This window comes from Trinickia sp., assembly GCF_051953955.1.
Lineage (GTDB): Bacteria > Pseudomonadota > Gammaproteobacteria > Burkholderiales > Burkholderiaceae > Trinickia.
Genome location: NZ_JBQCIF010000079.1, coordinates 1 through 16,235 on the forward strand (window position 1 = coordinate 1; position 16,235 = coordinate 16,235).

At 62.5% G+C, this 16,235-nt stretch carries 16 protein-coding genes; 2 read left to right on the forward strand and 14 right to left on the reverse strand.

All coding sequences use genetic code 11. The features are described from left to right. A partial coding sequence (locus ACTHNZ_RS14585) for an EAL domain-containing protein (protein WP_440543213.1) occupies window positions 1-469 on the forward strand: 469 nt, incomplete at its 5' end. Between the two features lie 31 nt (window positions 470-500). On the opposite strand, the gene ACTHNZ_RS14590 is transcribed toward ACTHNZ_RS14585, so the two are convergent. Both ACTHNZ_RS14590 and ACTHNZ_RS14595 read right to left on the reverse strand, forming a co-directional pair. Then, window positions 501-1,664 carry a CaiB/BaiF CoA transferase family protein gene (locus tag ACTHNZ_RS14590; protein ID WP_440543214.1) on the reverse strand — a complete coding sequence of 388 codons (1,164 nt, stop codon included), beginning with the start codon at window positions 1,662-1,664 and terminating at the stop codon, window positions 501-503. Then, entirely contained in the window at window positions 1,661-2,626 is a 966-nt protein-coding gene (locus ACTHNZ_RS14595; RefSeq protein ID WP_440543215.1) for a hydroxymethylglutaryl-CoA lyase, read from the reverse strand. The genes ACTHNZ_RS14590 and ACTHNZ_RS14595 overlap by 4 nt, the downstream gene beginning before the upstream one ends. A 165-nt stretch (window positions 2,627-2,791) precedes the next feature. Here ACTHNZ_RS14595 and ACTHNZ_RS14600 point away from each other — a divergent pair, with 165 nt between their 5' ends. Next, window positions 2,792-3,694: a LysR family transcriptional regulator gene (locus ACTHNZ_RS14600; protein WP_440543216.1), complete on the forward strand. Its 903-nt coding sequence runs from the start codon at window positions 2,792-2,794 to the stop codon at window positions 3,692-3,694. Between the two features lie 65 nt (window positions 3,695-3,759). On the opposite strand, the gene ACTHNZ_RS14605 is transcribed toward ACTHNZ_RS14600, so the two are convergent. From ACTHNZ_RS14605 to ACTHNZ_RS14660, 12 genes are all read right to left on the reverse strand, one after another. Continuing rightward, window positions 3,760-6,006 carry a DotA/TraY family protein gene (locus ACTHNZ_RS14605; RefSeq protein WP_440543217.1) on the reverse strand — a complete coding sequence of 749 codons (2,247 nt, stop codon included), beginning with the start codon at window positions 6,004-6,006 and terminating at the stop codon, window positions 3,760-3,762. 50 nt (window positions 6,007-6,056) lie between these two features. Beyond that, entirely contained in the window at window positions 6,057-6,587 is a 531-nt protein-coding gene (locus tag ACTHNZ_RS14610) for a hypothetical protein (protein ID WP_440543219.1), read from the reverse strand. Then, window positions 6,584-9,634, reverse strand: a complete 3,051-nt coding sequence (locus ACTHNZ_RS14615) for a hypothetical protein (RefSeq protein ID WP_440543220.1) — start codon at window positions 9,632-9,634, stop codon at window positions 6,584-6,586. The genes ACTHNZ_RS14610 and ACTHNZ_RS14615 overlap by 4 nt, the downstream gene beginning before the upstream one ends. Window positions 9,635-9,721: 87 nt before the next feature. Then, window positions 9,722-10,192: a hypothetical protein gene (locus ACTHNZ_RS14620; RefSeq protein WP_440543221.1), complete on the reverse strand. Its 471-nt coding sequence runs from the start codon at window positions 10,190-10,192 to the stop codon at window positions 9,722-9,724. Between the two features lie 19 nt (window positions 10,193-10,211). Then, on the reverse strand, window positions 10,212-10,787 hold the full coding sequence (locus tag ACTHNZ_RS14625) for a hypothetical protein (protein ID WP_440543222.1): 576 nt from the start codon (window positions 10,785-10,787) through the stop codon (window positions 10,212-10,214). A 15-nt stretch (window positions 10,788-10,802) separates the two neighbouring features. Continuing rightward, window positions 10,803-11,336: a conjugal transfer protein TraQ gene (traQ, locus tag ACTHNZ_RS14630; protein ID WP_440543223.1), complete on the reverse strand. Its 534-nt coding sequence runs from the start codon at window positions 11,334-11,336 to the stop codon at window positions 10,803-10,805. Then, a complete protein-coding gene (locus tag ACTHNZ_RS14635; protein ID WP_440543224.1) occupies window positions 11,336-12,478 on the reverse strand; it encodes a hypothetical protein in 1,143 nt (380 codons plus the stop codon). The genes traQ and ACTHNZ_RS14635 overlap by 1 nt, the downstream gene beginning before the upstream one ends. Before the next feature lie 69 nt (window positions 12,479-12,547). Beyond that, a complete protein-coding gene (locus tag ACTHNZ_RS14640; protein WP_440543225.1) occupies window positions 12,548-13,711 on the reverse strand; it encodes a DotG/IcmE/VirB10 family protein in 1,164 nt (387 codons plus the stop codon). 3 nt (window positions 13,712-13,714) lie between these two features. Beyond that, window positions 13,715-14,659 (reverse strand): DotH/IcmK family type IV secretion protein, encoded by a 945-nt coding sequence (locus tag ACTHNZ_RS14645; protein WP_440543226.1) that lies wholly within the window; start codon window positions 14,657-14,659, stop codon window positions 13,715-13,717. Between the two features lie 10 nt (window positions 14,660-14,669). Next, the gene (locus ACTHNZ_RS14650) at window positions 14,670-14,930 is read right to left on the reverse strand and encodes a hypothetical protein (RefSeq protein ID WP_440543227.1); all 261 of its coding nucleotides are present in this window, start codon (window positions 14,928-14,930) and stop codon (window positions 14,670-14,672) included. Between the two features lie 8 nt (window positions 14,931-14,938). Beyond that, window positions 14,939-15,628 (reverse strand): DotI/IcmL family type IV secretion protein, encoded by a 690-nt coding sequence (locus ACTHNZ_RS14655; RefSeq protein WP_440543228.1) that lies wholly within the window; start codon window positions 15,626-15,628, stop codon window positions 14,939-14,941. Next, window positions 15,615-15,980, reverse strand: coding sequence for a helix-turn-helix domain-containing protein (locus ACTHNZ_RS14660; RefSeq protein WP_440543229.1), 366 nt, complete (start codon window positions 15,978-15,980; stop codon window positions 15,615-15,617). Before ACTHNZ_RS14660 ends, ACTHNZ_RS14655 begins: the two co-directional genes overlap by 14 nt. Between the last annotated feature and the right edge of the window lie 255 nt (window positions 15,981-16,235).

The following is a 16,235-nucleotide window of genomic DNA, read 5'->3' on the forward strand; positions in this document are numbered from 1 at the left end:
TACGGGCTGCCGCCCCGAATGGCTCGAGTTGGAAATCACCGAAAGCTTGCTGCTCGACGAAGACGATTCGGTGGCCTATGCGTTGTCCGCCTTCAAGCGCATTGGGCTATCGATTGCGATCGACGACTTCGGCACCGGTTATTCGGCGCTCAGTTATCTGACGCGCTTTCCGATCGACACGCTCAAGATCGATCGGAGCTTCGTGCAGAAAGTCACGACCGATCGTCGCCATGCCGAGCTCGTCAAAGCGATCCTGTCGATCTCCCGCTGCCTCGGGCACCGCGTCGTAGCGGAAGGCGTCGAAACGATGGAGCAAGCTGCGTTTCTGAACGTGTATGGTTGCGAGATCGCGCAGGGATTCCTTTACAGCAGGCCGTTGCCGAAGCGCGAGATCGCCTTGCTACCGCGCTATCTGAAGCCGCATAGCGAAGCCGATGCCGCCGTGAGTGCGGAGATCAGAGGGCGCTGAACGCGAACTCAGGGCCATCATGAAAGTCGTGTCATTCGTTGCCGTTTTCGTGCGCCCGCTCGATCAACCGCCCCAAAACCTCCTGCGTGTGCTCGCCGACCTTGGCGAGCGCGTGCCGCACGCCCGGGCGCCGTCCACCCATCGTGAGCGGTAGCAATACCGTATCGGTCGTTCCGCCATCTTCGGTCGTCATCGGCGCGAGGCCGCCGCTCGCTTTCAAGTGCGGATCGTCGAGCAGTTGCTCCGGCCGGACGATCGGTGCATAGGGAATCCCAGCCGCTTCGAGCTTCGGCACGAGTTCGTCCACGCGATGGTCCCGCACGATGCCGGCCAGCATCGGAATCAAATCGGCCCGTGCCGCGACGCGCGACGAATTCGTCGCGAAGCGGGGATCGGCGGCAAGATCGGCACGCTCGAGCACGCCGCACAGTGCGACGAACTGCTTGTCGCTGACCGCGCCGATGAACAACTGCTCGCCGCCTGCGAGCGCAAAGACGTCATAGACGCTCCAGGCCGAGACGCGCGCCGGCATCGGCGGCAACGGCTGTCGCGTCATCGCGTACTGCATCATGTGCTGCGCGCATAGGAACACGCAGTTTTCGAACAACGCACTCTGCACTTCCTGCCCGCACCCCGTGCGATCGCGCTCGCGCAATGCGGCCAAGATGCCGATCGCACCGAACATTCCGCCCATGATGTCGTTGACCGATGCGCCGGCGCGCAGCGGACGGCCGACCGGCCCCGTCATGTACGCCAAGCCGCCCATCATCTGCACGACTTCGTCGAGTGCGAGCCTTTTGTCGTAAGGTCCCGGCAGAAAGCCCTTGTGCGAGGCATAGACGAGCCGCGGATAGCGCTTGGCCAACGCCTCGTAATCGAGCCCGAACTCGCGCATGAGACCGGGCCGGAAATTCTCGATCACCACATCGCATTCGCCGATCAGATCGACGGCCGCAGCCTGACCGGCAGGCGTGGAGATATCGATCACGACGCTCTTCTTGTTCCGGTTGAACGTGCGGAAAAAACCGATCCCGAGACCCGGGAGCCGGCGCGTCTTGTCGCCGCCGGGCGGCTCGATCTTGATGACTTCGGCCCCGAGGTCGGCGAGAATCATGCCGCACGTCGGTCCCATGACCATATGCGTGAATTCGACGACGCGAATGCCGTCGAGCGGAAGCGAGGCAGCGGTGTTCATCGGATTTCCGCAGTCGGATCGTTGGAAGAATGAACGGAATGAACGGCGAACGTTTTCGGCAAGCCGGCTCGCGCGAGGTTGCCGTGGAGCGTCTCTTTAGGCAGCCAACGAGCGAGGTCGGCGCGCAGCGCCAGCAATCCCTCGATGTTCAACCCAGTCTCGATGCCCATTTCGCCGAGCATGAACGCGAGATCCTCCGTCGATGCGTTGCCGCTCGCCCCCGGTGCATGAGGACATCCGCCGATGCCGCCGAGCGAGGCATCGAACCGCTCGATGCCAACGTCGAGGGCAGCGTGGACATTGGCCAGCGCGAGCCCGCGCGTGTCGTGAAAGTGCGCACAGGCCAGCCGGTCTCCGGCGATCCGCTTCGCCTTCTCGAACAACTCGCGCACCGCGCGCGGCCCCGCATAGCCGACCGTATCCGCCAGACCCACCTGATCGGCACCGGCATCGAGCACGGCCTGCAGACAACGCAACACGTCTCGATGCGGCACCTCGCCTTGGATCGTGCATCCGAATGCCGTGCTGATACCCACCTCGATTCGCGTCTTCGATCCCGCCGCATCGCGCGCCGCCCGCATCGAAGCGATTTCGGCCACGACCTCATCGGGCGTCTTACGGAGATTCGCCAGGCTATGCGCGTGGCTCGCCGACAATGGAACGAGCATGCCGTGAGCGCCGGTTTCCAGCGCCCGCTGCGCGCCTTTCAGGTTCGGCACCAGCACCGAAACGACGAGCCCCGGCAGCGTCTTCGCGAATTCGACCACGTCGGCCGTATCGGCCAATTGCGGCAGCAGGCGCGGGGGAACGAACGAGCCGACCTCGATTTCGCGTTGACCGGCCTCGTAAGCGCGGCGAATCCACTCGCACTTGAGCCCGATAGGCAAAATCGTCTGAATGCTTTGCAAGCCGTCGCGCAACCCGACTTCTCGGATGACGGCATGCGATGGGAAGGGCGTCATGGGTAATCTCTCCGGGGAGGGCCGACGGCTTGCGCGCCTGCTCGATGGTTGATAACTTTAGCCATTCCCGACGAACCATCAAGCGATATTTTGGAACCGGAATCGTTCCGAATTGGAAGCTCTCGACCTCCCACCCATCCGGCCGCCGTTCGGCGCCCCCAAGCCATGCGCGATATCGATTTGAAGACGCTGCGGCTGTTCGTCGCCGTTTGCGAACACCGTAACATGGCGCGCGCCGCGCAAGAGATGCACATCGAGCCGTCGGCGATCAGCAAACGCATCGCGCAGCTCGAAAGCGATCTCGGCGTCCCCCTGCTGGTACGGGCGCGCCGCGGCGTTCAACCGACGCCGGCCGGCATCGTCCTGCTCGAGCACGCGCGCAACGCGCTATTTACGATGGAGCGCATCGCCACCGACGTCTCCGGTTTCAAGCGCGGGCTCGTCGGTAGCGTCTCCGTTTGCGCGTCGGCATCGGCGATCGCCGAGACCCTGCTCGACGACATCGCCGCGTTCATGCGGCAGCCCGAGCACGAGAACGTCAAGGTCAGCGTCGAAGAGCTGATCTCACTCGAAATCGTGCGGCGGGTGCGCGACGGCGAAACGTCGATCGGCGTGTGCTGGGATACCGTCGATCTGCAAGGACTCTCGCATCGGCCCTATCGGCAGGATCATCTCGCGCTGGTCGTGCACCCCGACCACCCGCTGGCGCGGCATGCGTCGGTCTCGCTCGAGCAAACGCTCGACTTCGAGCACGTAGGCATGCCGCCCTCGACCGCCGTTCATACGATGTTGCGACGGGCGGCGGGCGCGATCGGGCGCAGCGTGTCGTACCGCATGATCGTATCGACGTTCGACGCGACGTTTCGCGTGGTGGTGGCCAATCTCGGAATCAGCGTGGTGCCTGCCGAAGTGGGCCGGGCCTATGCGCGGATCTTCGATATGAAGGTCGTGCCGCTGACGGATGAATGGGCGGCGCGACGCTTCGCCATTTGTTTCAAGGGCTACGAAGCATTGCAGCCGGCGGCGCAAAGGCTCGTCGATCATTTGGCGATGCGGGCGCGGCGGTAGTAGGCCGGCGCCAGTGCCGCCGCGGTTGGCCGGCCGTCGCTCCTCACTCGCTCCTCACTCGCTCCTCACTCGCTCGACACGCCGCCGGCTGCGGCCGACCGGCCCGAGCCCGGCGGATTTTGGCCGGGTTTAGCGGATCGCCTCAGCGAATGCCCTTCCGCGTTACCTTGATGCATATCCGATTCGAAGCCTTGCTTGACGTGTTCGCCGAAGCCTGTGCGCGCGGACGCCAATTGCCCGCCGATCCACGAGAACAGGTTGTCGGGCAGCGTATGCACGAGGCTGAATGCCGAATTGCAAAGCGTCTGGCACATCCCCACGTACAGCACGACGAAACCAATGAGCCCCGCCATCCCGGCCATCGAGCCATACTGAGCGTTTTTCACCGCGATGCCGAACATCGTATTGAGCAGGCTGCCGAGCACGATGACGCTCGCGCCCGCCAGCAGGAAACCGAACACCATGACGACGGGGCGCAGCATGACGTTGAGCAAGAAGACATAGCCATGCTGCGTCCGATGACCGAGCCCATCTCCGTCGCCGTCGAGGTGGGTCATCGCCCATAGCGGAGACGCCACCATCGCCTCGGCCACCACCATGAACCATGACACGACTCCGCCGAACCAGACGATGAACGGCAGCATTGGCATATAGACGGAGAGCATCACGCCGAAGAACAGCAGGGTGACGGCCATTCCGATCACGAACGGTTCGATCGAACCGGCTGCCGCTCCGTTCGCTCCGGCAGGCTTCATCGCGCCCCTGCCGTCCGTCGAGCCCGAGCCGGCTTTAGCGGCTGCATCGTCCGTGCCTTTATCGAAATGAAGGAATTGTTTGAGGAACTCCACCGTCTCGTGGACGATCTTGTCACCCACGCTCTTCATCACGATCAGCGGATTGAGGGGCAAGCCGTTGCTGGGTTGAGTCGCGCTCACCATTAGATCCTTGATCTGGTCGACGAGATCGGCGCCCGGGAACAACTGCGCGAGGATATCGATATCGAAATCTTGCGTCACGTTCCCCGCGTACAAGTTGTTCGACGTCGCCATGGTCGACGTGCTCGCCGAGACCGACGTATCCTGCTGCAGCTGCAGCGCGTAGCTCGCCATCACGCTCTGATAGAGCTGCGGGTAGGGCAAATTCGACAGATCCGTCGGAGGTACGGCAACCGGAACGGCGTCGGCCAACTCCTCGAGCTGCGAGCTCGTCTGCGCAAAGGTTTGATACCAGGAGCCGAGCATGATCCAGCCGTCGCGCGCGAGCTCCGCCCCGATGTCGCCGGCGACCCCGGTGAGCGAGCTCGATACGCTCGTCACCGTGGCCTGCACTTCGCTTTGATACGCTTTCGCCGCTTCGTCGATCGTGGCTTGCGGGTCCACCGGCTGTGTTTGGTTGTTGACGGCGGAAACATACGCCTGAGCGGCGCTCGCCAGCGTCGCCTGCAGCGAAACGAGCGCTTGCCCCTGCGCGGACAAAAGCTGTTGTTGCGCCGAGGCCATATCGGTCGAATAAGCCGACAAGCCGGAAGCGGGGGACGCATTCGACGATGTCTGCACATTCCCCATTACCTGTGCGCCGCCGCACGACAGCCCGTTTCGATTCATCAGCACGACTTTCATGTCCGTCGTGTTCGCGCTGAATAGTTCACCGGCGTCTGCGGCGACGCCAGCGTCGCCGTCCAGGTTCGCGACAGCCTGATTTGCAGCCGCCGCGCACAGGTTCGACTCGAACAAGCTCCGCGCGAGCGCCGTTACCTGCGGCACGACCGGCGTCGCAATGAGCGTTCCGCCGTTCGTCAACACGCTCACCGCGGAAGTCATCGAGAGGTTCGCGATGCCCACGCCCATCATCGTCGCCCACAGCATGATGACCTGGGCGCCGCAATAACCGCCGAACATCGGCACGAGCCCTGTGAAGCCCACGCCCATGCGAATGATGAACCAAGGCGACGACTTCTTTTGCCCGAGAAACTCGCCGTCCTGCGCCGTGGCGATCATCGCCGAGCCGAAGTGGTACATGGCCCAAAGGACCCCGACGGCCAGAATGCACGAATTCAGCACGAGGAAGACTTGCGAGATCAACCCGCTCGAAGCCGTTCCGGTCGTGGCCGAGCCACCCGATAACGGATTCGATGCGATTGCCCCGTAGATGAGCTGCAGCGCGGACATCGACTTGTCGGTGCCGTTCGACGCGGCACTCGTGATCGAGCCGATCGATTGCGCCGACGCAACTTGGGCCAGTGCCGCACCCGACAGTGCCCACAGCGAGGCAAAAGCGGCAGCGCCACGTACTCGCCGAGCGATTCCCGTCATTTCGTAGCTCCGATTGATTGGCGGTGGAAGGCGGCGCACATTGGTCCACATCAATCGAACAGATGCGGATCGAGCAACCGCTTGATTGCCCCCTTGCGCGCGAAGAATTGCCGGTAACCGCCGAGCGGCTCGTTGGGCGCCGCGCGACCCGTTTCGATCTGCCAGACGCGATGTTCGTATTTCAGCGCGAACAAGCCGCAAAGCGCGACGAACAGGACGCCGAGAAAGGCGCCGAATACGTTGTGCCCCCCGAGGCTGCCGATGACGAAACTCACCGCCACGAACGCGAACGCCATGGAGACTTGTTTCCTACGCATGCACGAACGCTCGATCGCCTCGAGCGACAACGCGTCCTGCGAGCGCAGCGCCATCGCTTCGTTGAACGTGCGAGAACGCGGATCGGCGCGCTGGGCGGCGAGCTCTTGATGCCGATCGGCGATCGTCCTGATACCGCCCGCCGCGGCGTCCCTCACCGATGCCACCGCCTTGATCACCGGATAGCCGGGCACGAGATACAGCCCGGCCCGCGAGGCGCGACGGAGCGCTCGCGGCTTGTCTGTCGTCCGCTCGCGCCCGCTCATACGGGCATTCCTGCGCGCTCGAGGCCGTATTTGACGACGAGCTCGTGCACGACGGTGTCGATGATGTTGTCGTCGTCGCGTGCGCCCTGCTCGGCTTGCCGGCTTTCCAAGTATTGCGCTGCTGTCCCGCTCGGAAACTCTTTAGCGAGAATGCGCCGTGCAACGGCGGGCGAGGTGCGCCGATATAGGCGCCGCCGTAATCCCACGTCTTTTGCCGTCGTCGAAAACGCCCACAACTCGATCGCCCCCGGCGCGTTGTGCAGCACTTGCGTGACCACGCCGCTTTTCGTCTGATGCCAGACGAGGAATTTCCCCGCGCCGCGCACGTCGCGCTGAAGTGCCGCCATCGCTGAATTCGACAAGCCGAACATCCGCTGCGCCTCGGCACGCGAATTCGGACTGCCCGCATTCATGATGTAAGCCGAGAACGCCGACTCGGTGATCGACTCGCCGTCGGTTTCGAAATCGGCCATGAACTGGCTCGCCAACGACACCCGGATGCCGTGCTTCCGCCCTTCGCGACGATCGAGCGACAGGAGCCGCCGAAACGATTTCTTGCCCGCCGTCCGGTGCACTTCATCGACGCAGATCGCTTTCATCTCGTCCTTGATGTCTTCGTAGCGTTGACGATGCGCATCGTGATACATCGCTGGCGCGAGATCGGCGATGCTTTCGGGAAGATAGTATTGGCGCGCGGCGATCTGCCGCGCGAACACGTACATGATTTCGGCGCGCTTCTCCCCGTCTTCGCCCGCGCCGCGCGTGACTTCCTCGAGGTCGAGCGCAACGACTCGCGATTGCTCGTTCAGCTCGAAGCGCGTATGCGATGCGATGATCGGAAAATCGCGCAATGCGGAGGTGATGACCATTCGCATCGCGTCGAGCAACGTCATGCCGTTGTCGACGCGCGCCTTCGAATCTTCCTTCGGCTCGAACACGCTGCGGATGCGCTCGGCGCCCAGCGATTCGATGAGATCGGCCAGCACCGGCACGGCGAACCGCTGCGCGAGCCGCGCCGCGCGCGTATGCCCCGTCGCCGTCAAATGATCGGTCACGTCCCACCAGGACGTGTATTCGTCGTGCACGAAGCCCGTCTCGGCCAGCGCCGCATCGACGAGCGCATCGATGGTCGGCTCATAGCGCTTCTCGGACCCGCGTGTCGAGTAGCGCTCGTAGACTTCATCGACGACCATGCCCGCCAGTTCCGATGAATTCGCGTACGGTTGCTTTTGACCCACGGGCGTCGCGAGCGCAGTCAACAGCGAGATCAAGAACTCTCGATCGAATGCCGTGGGCTTGCGGCAGCCCGGCAACGTATCAAACGGATTGATCGAGAATTCGCCCGTGTTGCGCAAGCGCACATAGATCGCCTCATGCTTCCGGTCTTCGGGCAGCGCGTTTTGGATCAATTCGATCAAACCGCTCGAACTCACGCCGACGTCGATGATCGTGATCAGCGGCAAACGCTTGAGGCCCGGCGAAAGAATCGCGCCCAGGTTGAGCGTGTTGAGCCAAACCGATTTGCCCGAGCCCATGACGGCCCAGATCAAATCGATCCATGCCGTTTGCAGCGACGAGTTGGGCTGGAACGGATACACCTTGCCGTCCAGCGTGCGCAGCAGAATCGACCCACCGGCGAACCAGGGCGACGCGGCGCGTTGAATCGGCAGCAGACGCACGAGATCGCTGAGCGGCGGGATCATTCGCGGCGCGACCGATTTGTCGGTAAAGCCCGGCACCGTAGAGGCGAGGCCTTGCACCGGATCGCCAGTGTCGGTGCTGACTTGCGACACGCCCCACCCTTGCAAGGCGGCCACGAGCGCCGAGAGCCTGTCTTCGCAGGTCTTCTTGTCGGGGCCCCAGGTTGCCGCCGTCAAGCGCAGCGACACGTTGCATTCCCCGTCGCGCTGCGCTTGCTCGAGCGCATCGAACGATCGCTTGATGGCTTTGTTCGTGCTGCCCATGAAGCCGATGATGCTGACCGCCAAGTTCTTCAGCTTCGCCGCTTCGAGGCCGCCGGGTTCGATCGAGAACTTCACGCGCCACGGAATCTCTTTGCCCACACGGTTGAACAGCATCATGAAGTCGTGGATTTCCTGCGGCCCGACCTCCATGTAGGCGGAGCCGTGATATTCGCCGTTGATGCAGACGAAATCACTCTCGGTATGGACCTTGCCCGAGCACATTTGCTCGGAAAGCTTCGGCAGATAAAGCCCCGACACCGACTTGTTGCGCGTGTCACGCGGCGTATAGCGATCGCCGGGCAACACGGGTTTCCATTTGTGATCGGTTCTGCGCCGATCGTACGACTGCCGAATCGCACGCACGGCTTCGTGCGTGGACAAACGCTCGACGTGCAGCTTCGCGTGGACGAAGTCGCGTTCCATCGCATCGACGAACGTCTCGTGACGGCTCAACAAACCTTTGAGGATCGCCGTGACCGACTGCGCTTCGAGCATCGGCTGCACCTTGTGCTCTTTCATGCGCAGGCGGTGCGTTTCCATCTCGCGCTTCAGTTCGTCGGGCGTGAGCGACGATAGATGCGTGTAGAGCAGGACGTAGCACGACTCGTGCGAGCACAGGGAAGCGACACGCTCGCAGCGGTCGTCCAGCATGTCCTTCAGATCGAGTCCCACCCGCTCGCACGTATCGTAGGACGGCTGCATGAGCGTCTTGACCTTGTGCCGGATCATCTCGGGATCGCGCTCGAACGACAGTTCGATCGAGTGGCCTGCTTTCTGGAAATACGACGTCATCGCGCGCCGCAAGTCGTCCGTGATCTGCTCGAATTCGACGTCGCCCACGACATCCATCGAGCCCGTCAGCTCGAACAGCGTCAACATCGCGCATTGACGGGTGATCAAGATGTACGGGCGTGCCCCTTTCGGATCGATCGCAGCCATTTGCCGGGCACGCGGATCGTCGAAATCAAGGCCGATGGCCGTCTCGAGTTGGCAATAGGAGGGCAAGTCTGCCCCTAGCGCATGGCTCGAGATCCAGGCGATCAAGGCCTCGACGTTCTCGAGCAGCGCACTCATCACGGTCATGAAACTGTTCTCCTGCAGCCGATACCGTTATGGCTCGGCGTATGCGGCTCATGTGGATCATGTGGCGAAGGCATCTGGCTCGGCTGATTAGGCACGCCCCATGCGCGCCATCACGCGCGCATGGACGTCCTTCCACGCTTCGAGGGGTAGCGCTCCGTAACGTGTTTCGATCCATTGCTTGACGACCCTGCCAAAGCGGGAGGGCCGGTAGAGCAGCACCAATCGAGCCGTCGCGGCGACGCCGCGATCGTCCACCGCCGATGATCGCAACGCGCGAGCGAATTCGCTCGGATTGGCGCTGCCCCACGTTCCAGCAACGATCTCGCTGCGGCTCGCGAGATGCTGCAGCACCGCATTCGCCTCGGCGCGTTGCGCGTCGTCGCCGATCTCGAGCACGACAGCGATCGTGCGCTGCAGATGATTGATTTCGGCTTGCGGCAGGCCATCGGCATGAACGAGCACGCCGTGCTTGGCCTGCCCTACTTCGCCGAGATGCCGTGCCGCCGCGAACAAAGGCAGCGCCAGCATGCCGAAGCCGTCTTCGCCGGTCTCGTTCATATGCCGAGTACCGAGGGCCTCAGTGCGCGGCCGCGGGGAGCGCGTTGAGGTTGCTCGAGCTTGCGCCCATCGAACCGGCGGCCGAGTTCATGATGTAACCGACCATGCCGAGTGCAGGGCCTCCCAGGCCGTAACCGAAGATCGAGCCCGTCGTGACTTGCTGGTCGCCCTTCGACTTCTTGATCCCGTTGTTCACGCCGATCCCCGTGCTCACGATGCCGCCGCCATAGAACGCGTAGATGATCATGTTGTAGACGGATGCCATGTCGTTCTTCAGGCTCGTCGCCATGCCGCCGAGCGTGCTGCCGCTCGATTGCGCGTCGGCGACACCCGCGAACACGAGACTCGTCACGATGAACAGCATCAACCCCGTCAGGGCAACCTGCTTGTTCGACAGGCGCGTCGCGCGCGGCAGCGAGGCGTGCCAAAGCGCAGTGGCAATGAACAGCACCGCTGCTACCGCAAGCGGCATGTCGGTCATCATGAGACGACCGATTCCCGCCAGCACCATCGCACCGACGACGAACGTTCGCGCGTGCTCCGATGCGTACAAGTGCAGGCGAGCCAGCGGATGGATGAGGATAGCTTGTGGCATGGTGTGGTTTCTCCGTTAATTGAAAGAGCTAATGCCGAGTGTTCCCTGGAACGCGGCGAGCGTTTCGTTGATGTTCACGAGCGCCGCCCCGCCTAGGATGTGAATGAATCCTTTCCACGCGTAGTCTTCGTATCCGCCCCCGCCACCGCCGCTCGATGCCTTGCGCAACATCGTCCAGCCCTTGAGGGCATACCACCAGCCGAAGGTCGAGACGATCGTGAGGATCGCAGCGATGACGGGGGCGAATTGCCCCGCCGAGGAAAGGTTCACGTACGAGATCAGGCTGCCGTAGGTCGTGTCGGATTCGCCTAGCGAGCCGAGCGTGCTGTCCATCGTGCTAGCAAAATTGACGATCAACGCACCGATGAAGAACGACGCGAAAATGCTTTGACCGCTGATGTCGATGCCGGGCGATGCCGATTTGCGAATCGCTTGGCGAAGCGAATTGCCGCAATAGAGGATGCCGATACCGATTGCCAACATCTGCGCGAGATCGCGGAATGCGAGGATGTCGGAGGCGATGCTGGTCGCGATCGTCGTCAAGTCCATTATTGAATGACCCCGGCCGTCGTTACGATTCGATACTGGTCGGGGTCGATGCGCACGACCTTCGCCGTGCCGATGAAATCGCCGACGGCCACGACCTGCTGCTTGCCGCTCTGCTCGTCCTGAACCCAGCCCTGCCCCGGAATCACTTGCTTGATCGCATAGCCGGCGAGCACCTCCGTGCCCGTGCGCTTGCGGTGCTGCGCGGAGCGAACGGCGTGAGTCGCCGAATCCGTCCCATGCGGATGCGTCTTGGCGGGTCGCGCATCGCGGCTCGCATGCTTCGCGGTGCGGTGTGCTGCGGCGTGACCCGTTGCGGACGTGGAGTTGGAACCGCGATCGCGACTTTTCAGCGCGTCGACCTCGGCCTGCAACTTCGCGATCTCCACATCTTTCGGGTCGGGCGCCGAGACGGCATTCATCGACGTCGAGGCATCCGGGGCCGCGGGCGCTGCCGCACCTGTGGCCAGGCCGCCCGATGCAGTACCGCCCTCCGCCGATGTCGGAATCATCGTCGCGGCACTGGATGCGTTCGTATGGCTGAACGCCGCCGCGGGCGACGGCGACGGCTCCATCGAGGCAGCGGCCTGCGGCGCGGCTGCCGTTGATCCGGATGCCATCACCACCGCCGACATCGCGCTGTTTCGCTGGGCTTCGCCGCCAAGCGATCCGGCCGACGCCGCCATGGCGGCGTCGGCCCATGTCGCGCGGCTGCTCTGCTGCGAAGGGATCGGCCCGATAGGCTCGGATACCTGTCCCGGCATGGGATTCGGCAGCGGCGGCGCCACCGTGCCGTGCGCGAGCATTCCATTTTGCGCCTGCTGCGTGATCGCAGTGCCGGCCGGCAGCGGCGTATCTCCGCCCTCGAGGCCGCTACTTCCCATCATCGCCGCCGGCGGCGCGCTTTGCGGGTGTGCTCCGAAGAAATGCTGATACCCGGCCCCCACGACGACGAATCCCACCATGCCGCCAATCAGCAACAATGCCTTTGGAATCGGCCTCTTACGCGGGGCTTGCTGTTCATGTGCTTGCGCCTCGTCAGCGTCGGCCGCGATGCCGCCTTCGTTGTCGCCGAAGTGGTGCTCGAGCGACTCCTCGACGGCCTCTACGTCCAGCACGCTTGAAAAGTGATCGTGTTCGTTCATGGTAGTCGCTCGATTACAGTTCGTATCGCATGTATTATACGTAAACATTCGCGCATGACGAGACTCTGTTTAGAGGACGACATCGGCCTTGAACAGAATGATGAGCGGCGTATTGGCTTCCACGTGCCCTGTCACCGGTGGTATGCCCGCTACTTCTCGCTGGATGACGCCCTGCACACCGGTCACCCCGCCCGATACCATCGCGCCTTCGAGTTGCTTAGCGCTTGGATTGGGGTTTTGAATCGTGGTCGTGCCGCCAAGCGGGTTGTTGGAAATCGTCGAGCCCGCGTTGCTGTACACGCTGCCGGCCGTGCCGAGCGCCCCGAGCAATGCGGGGATCGCGACGCGCGCCATCAAGTGATGATCCATGTCGGCAGGCAACGCGTTGCTCAGCGTTTGATCGTTCAATGCGACCGCCGTGACCGCCACCGTCTTGCCGCCGCAGTGCAATGAAGTGAAGGTCGCGGTCACGGCCTCGGCGCTCAGTTTGCCGTTGCCCATCAGTTCGCCTCCCTTGCAGGGCCCTTGATCGAGCACCGCCAGGATATCCGACGGCGTATCGGTATCGATGGCATTCTCGAGATGCGCGTAAAAGCGATCGCTCGAATGAATCGTTGCGGGCTTGGTTTGCGTCGCGGCAACCGCCTGCGCGGCGCCTGCGCCATCCGCCGACGAAAGCGCGCCCCTGCTCGATGCGGCACCCTGCGCTTCCTTCTGCAGGCCAAGCACCTCTTGAGATTGCGGCGGGTTGTCCCATTGATTGACGAGTTGCTGCACCTGCAAGCCGACGCCTTGTGTCGGCGAAGGCAGGCTCGGCAAGGGCTGTTGCGACGCTGGCGCAGACTGCCCCGGCGGCAAGCCGTTCGGATGCTGATAATCGATCTTTTCGGGTTGCGCCGCGGCTTCCGACGCTCTGTCCGCCAACACCTTCTCGATTTGCGCATTGCGATCGGAAAATGCGGGTATGAACGTCGCCCCGGTCTTTTGCGCTTGCGCGAGCCCTTCCTTGTTTGCTTGATTGAGCGTCTGAGAGTACCGCTGCGTTTCCGCCTGCGGGGTGCCCCCTTGCGCACTCACCGCCGGAACGTCGATTTCCGGTGCCTTGTCTGAACGGCGTCTCATCGCAAAGAACGCGACGGCCACGCAGACCGCGGCGAGCACCGCAATGACCGCGATGATCTTGGCATTGCGCAAAAAACCCGGATGCATCTTACGGCGCTGCTGGTCGGCCATGCGTCACTCCAAATCCAATACGATGTTGCGGCTCATGCCGTTTTCGCTGACGGTGATGACCGGCGTGCGCGGAATGTCGTAAACATGGGTACCGTCCGCCCCCGTCAGCGCACCGTAATATGCGGGGTCGCTCAGAAACAGGCTCGTGCGCACCATGAGGTGCTCGCCAATCTGCCATGCGCTCATGCCCACCGGCGGATTCTCGATCTTGACGGGCTTCGCATCGGGGGAGCCGGTGCCGTCGAGAATCGCTTGCATGCTGTCGCCAGGCAGGGAAATCGCGGGCGCCGCCGCCACCGGCGCTTGCGCGTTGGGGCCTCGTCGCGGGATGCGGATGTCTTGGCGATAATCGGTCTCGCGCTGCCCCGCAATCATTTTGACGACGACCGGGAACGGCAACCCTTTCAGAAACACCGCGACGTCGCCCTCGACATAAGTGCCTTCCGCCGTGATGGTGATCGTCGGCACGCCAGGGACCGGGCGCAGCACCTCGAAGCGCCCCTTCGCCATATTGTCGACTTCCGTGATGTCCCACGGTGCGCCGTCATTGTCGATGAACGTGACGGCCGAACCGAGGTCGCTCACGCGCACGATCGGCGGCGGCGCGCCCGGCGACAAATCGACCGTTTGCACCGAGTACACGGGCTTGGGCGGCCGCGTGGGACTTGCCGATGCGGCGCGTTTCGCCTCGTCGATGCGTTTGCGCAACGCGCGGATCTGCTCTGGCGTCAACGGCGTGACGAGATCGACCGCGGCATCGAAGTTCGTATTCGATTGCGTAAGCGGCGGCAGCGGACGCGGAGCATCAGGGTTGGCGTAGACGCCGCTCCGAGCACCAGTCGCGGGCGTTGCTCTCGCGCGCGCCAACTGAGCATGGGCGTCATGCGCTAGGCCAACCAGAGGCATCAGTGCGGCGACGCAAGCGAACTTCCAGAGCGGACGGCTCATCGATGCCACCTCAGAACGGGTTGCCGGTCACGATCGCATACATGCGACGCGTATCCATGATCCCGGTGATCCAGTCTTGCGCACGCCGGTTCGGAGCGGTCAACCACAGCTCCTCGAGTTCCCTGCGTGATGCGATGAACGGATCGATCAATTCGAACTCGTGATGCCAATCGGTGCCCTCGACGCTGGCCAGGGGGTGAGTGCCGTCCTTGTCCTTCGATTCCTCGGCTATCTCTATCGCCGTGGGAAAGGGTTTGAAGTCGTCAGTCATGCCGTCACCTAATTGTTTTGACCGTTGCCAAGGAATTGCAGCGCCGTCGCGGAGATCCCTTTAGGATTGTCGACAGTCGGCACGCGCTGAATGTGCATTTCGACGATATAGGTATATGAGCGGCGCTCGGTCTGGTTCACGAGTGTGATGGCGATCGGTTGCTGCACCGTCCACTTGTACCCTTTTGGATCGTGAGCATCGATCGCGGTGATCACACCCGCCCCCGTCGCCACGGCCGACGAAACGAGCCGGCCATCGCGAATCTTCGCGAGCAGATTGCTCTTGTCGAATGCCATCATCAGCGCATGAAATCCCTCATCGGTATAGCAGTCGTGCAACGATTCGAGCTTGCTGCGTAATTGATCGGCGACGAAATCGAGCGAGAACGATCGTGTTACGCAGTTCTGCGCGAACTGCGTCACTTCCTCGGGCGAAACCAGCGGCTCGGACAGCGGCGAGAGCCGCGTCATTCGCCCATCCGGCGTAATGGCGAAATAGACCGGGGCCACGTTCCGGGTCATGAGCACGACGTTCGCGGATATCGAGACGAGCAATGCAACGCCGAGTATCAGCGTCGTGCCGAGCAGCTTGGGCCAACTGAACTTATAGAGGAAGGTCTCGGAAACCAGGCGGACGGCCGGATGAACTTCGAATGCATGGCGCGCGGGCGCTGCGGCGTTGGCTTTAGGCGACGGCATGCTCGTCCTCCCCCAACTGAAAGCGCTTCGGATACAGCAGATGGATTTCCCGCAAGCCTTCTCGAGCGAACTCGACATGCAGGGCCTTCACGCGATCGAGGAGGCGGCGCGCGCTCTCGAACGTCTCGAGTTGATTGCGCGTATTCGACGGCTGCGACGCGCGCACGCAATCCACGTTGGTCAAGACTTCGACGAGCCTCGCGGCGATCTCGGCGCTTGGAGTCGCGCCTTGTTCCACCCTCGTCAAATACGAGCGCGATATTTTCGCCTGCTCGCAGATCTTGTTCGTGTCCAGATTGTGGACGATTCGATACGCCTTCAGCAGCGTAAGCGGTCTCGATTCTACGCTCATTTCCCCGGTCACCATTTCTATATCGTTATAACGGTACGCAATTATGCTGTGCAAATTTTTTGCCTGTCAAGCAATTTCGGACAGTCAAGGAGCGTTGCACTTTGTTACGCCACGCGTGTGTTCCGCCTTGGCATCATGAAAGGAATGAAAGGATTGCCGACCACCTTCCGAGTGGGTGTCAGCATTTCGTATAAATGTATCTATACGAACTATACTTGCGCGGCATTGTTTCCGTATGATAGCCTCTATACGGAA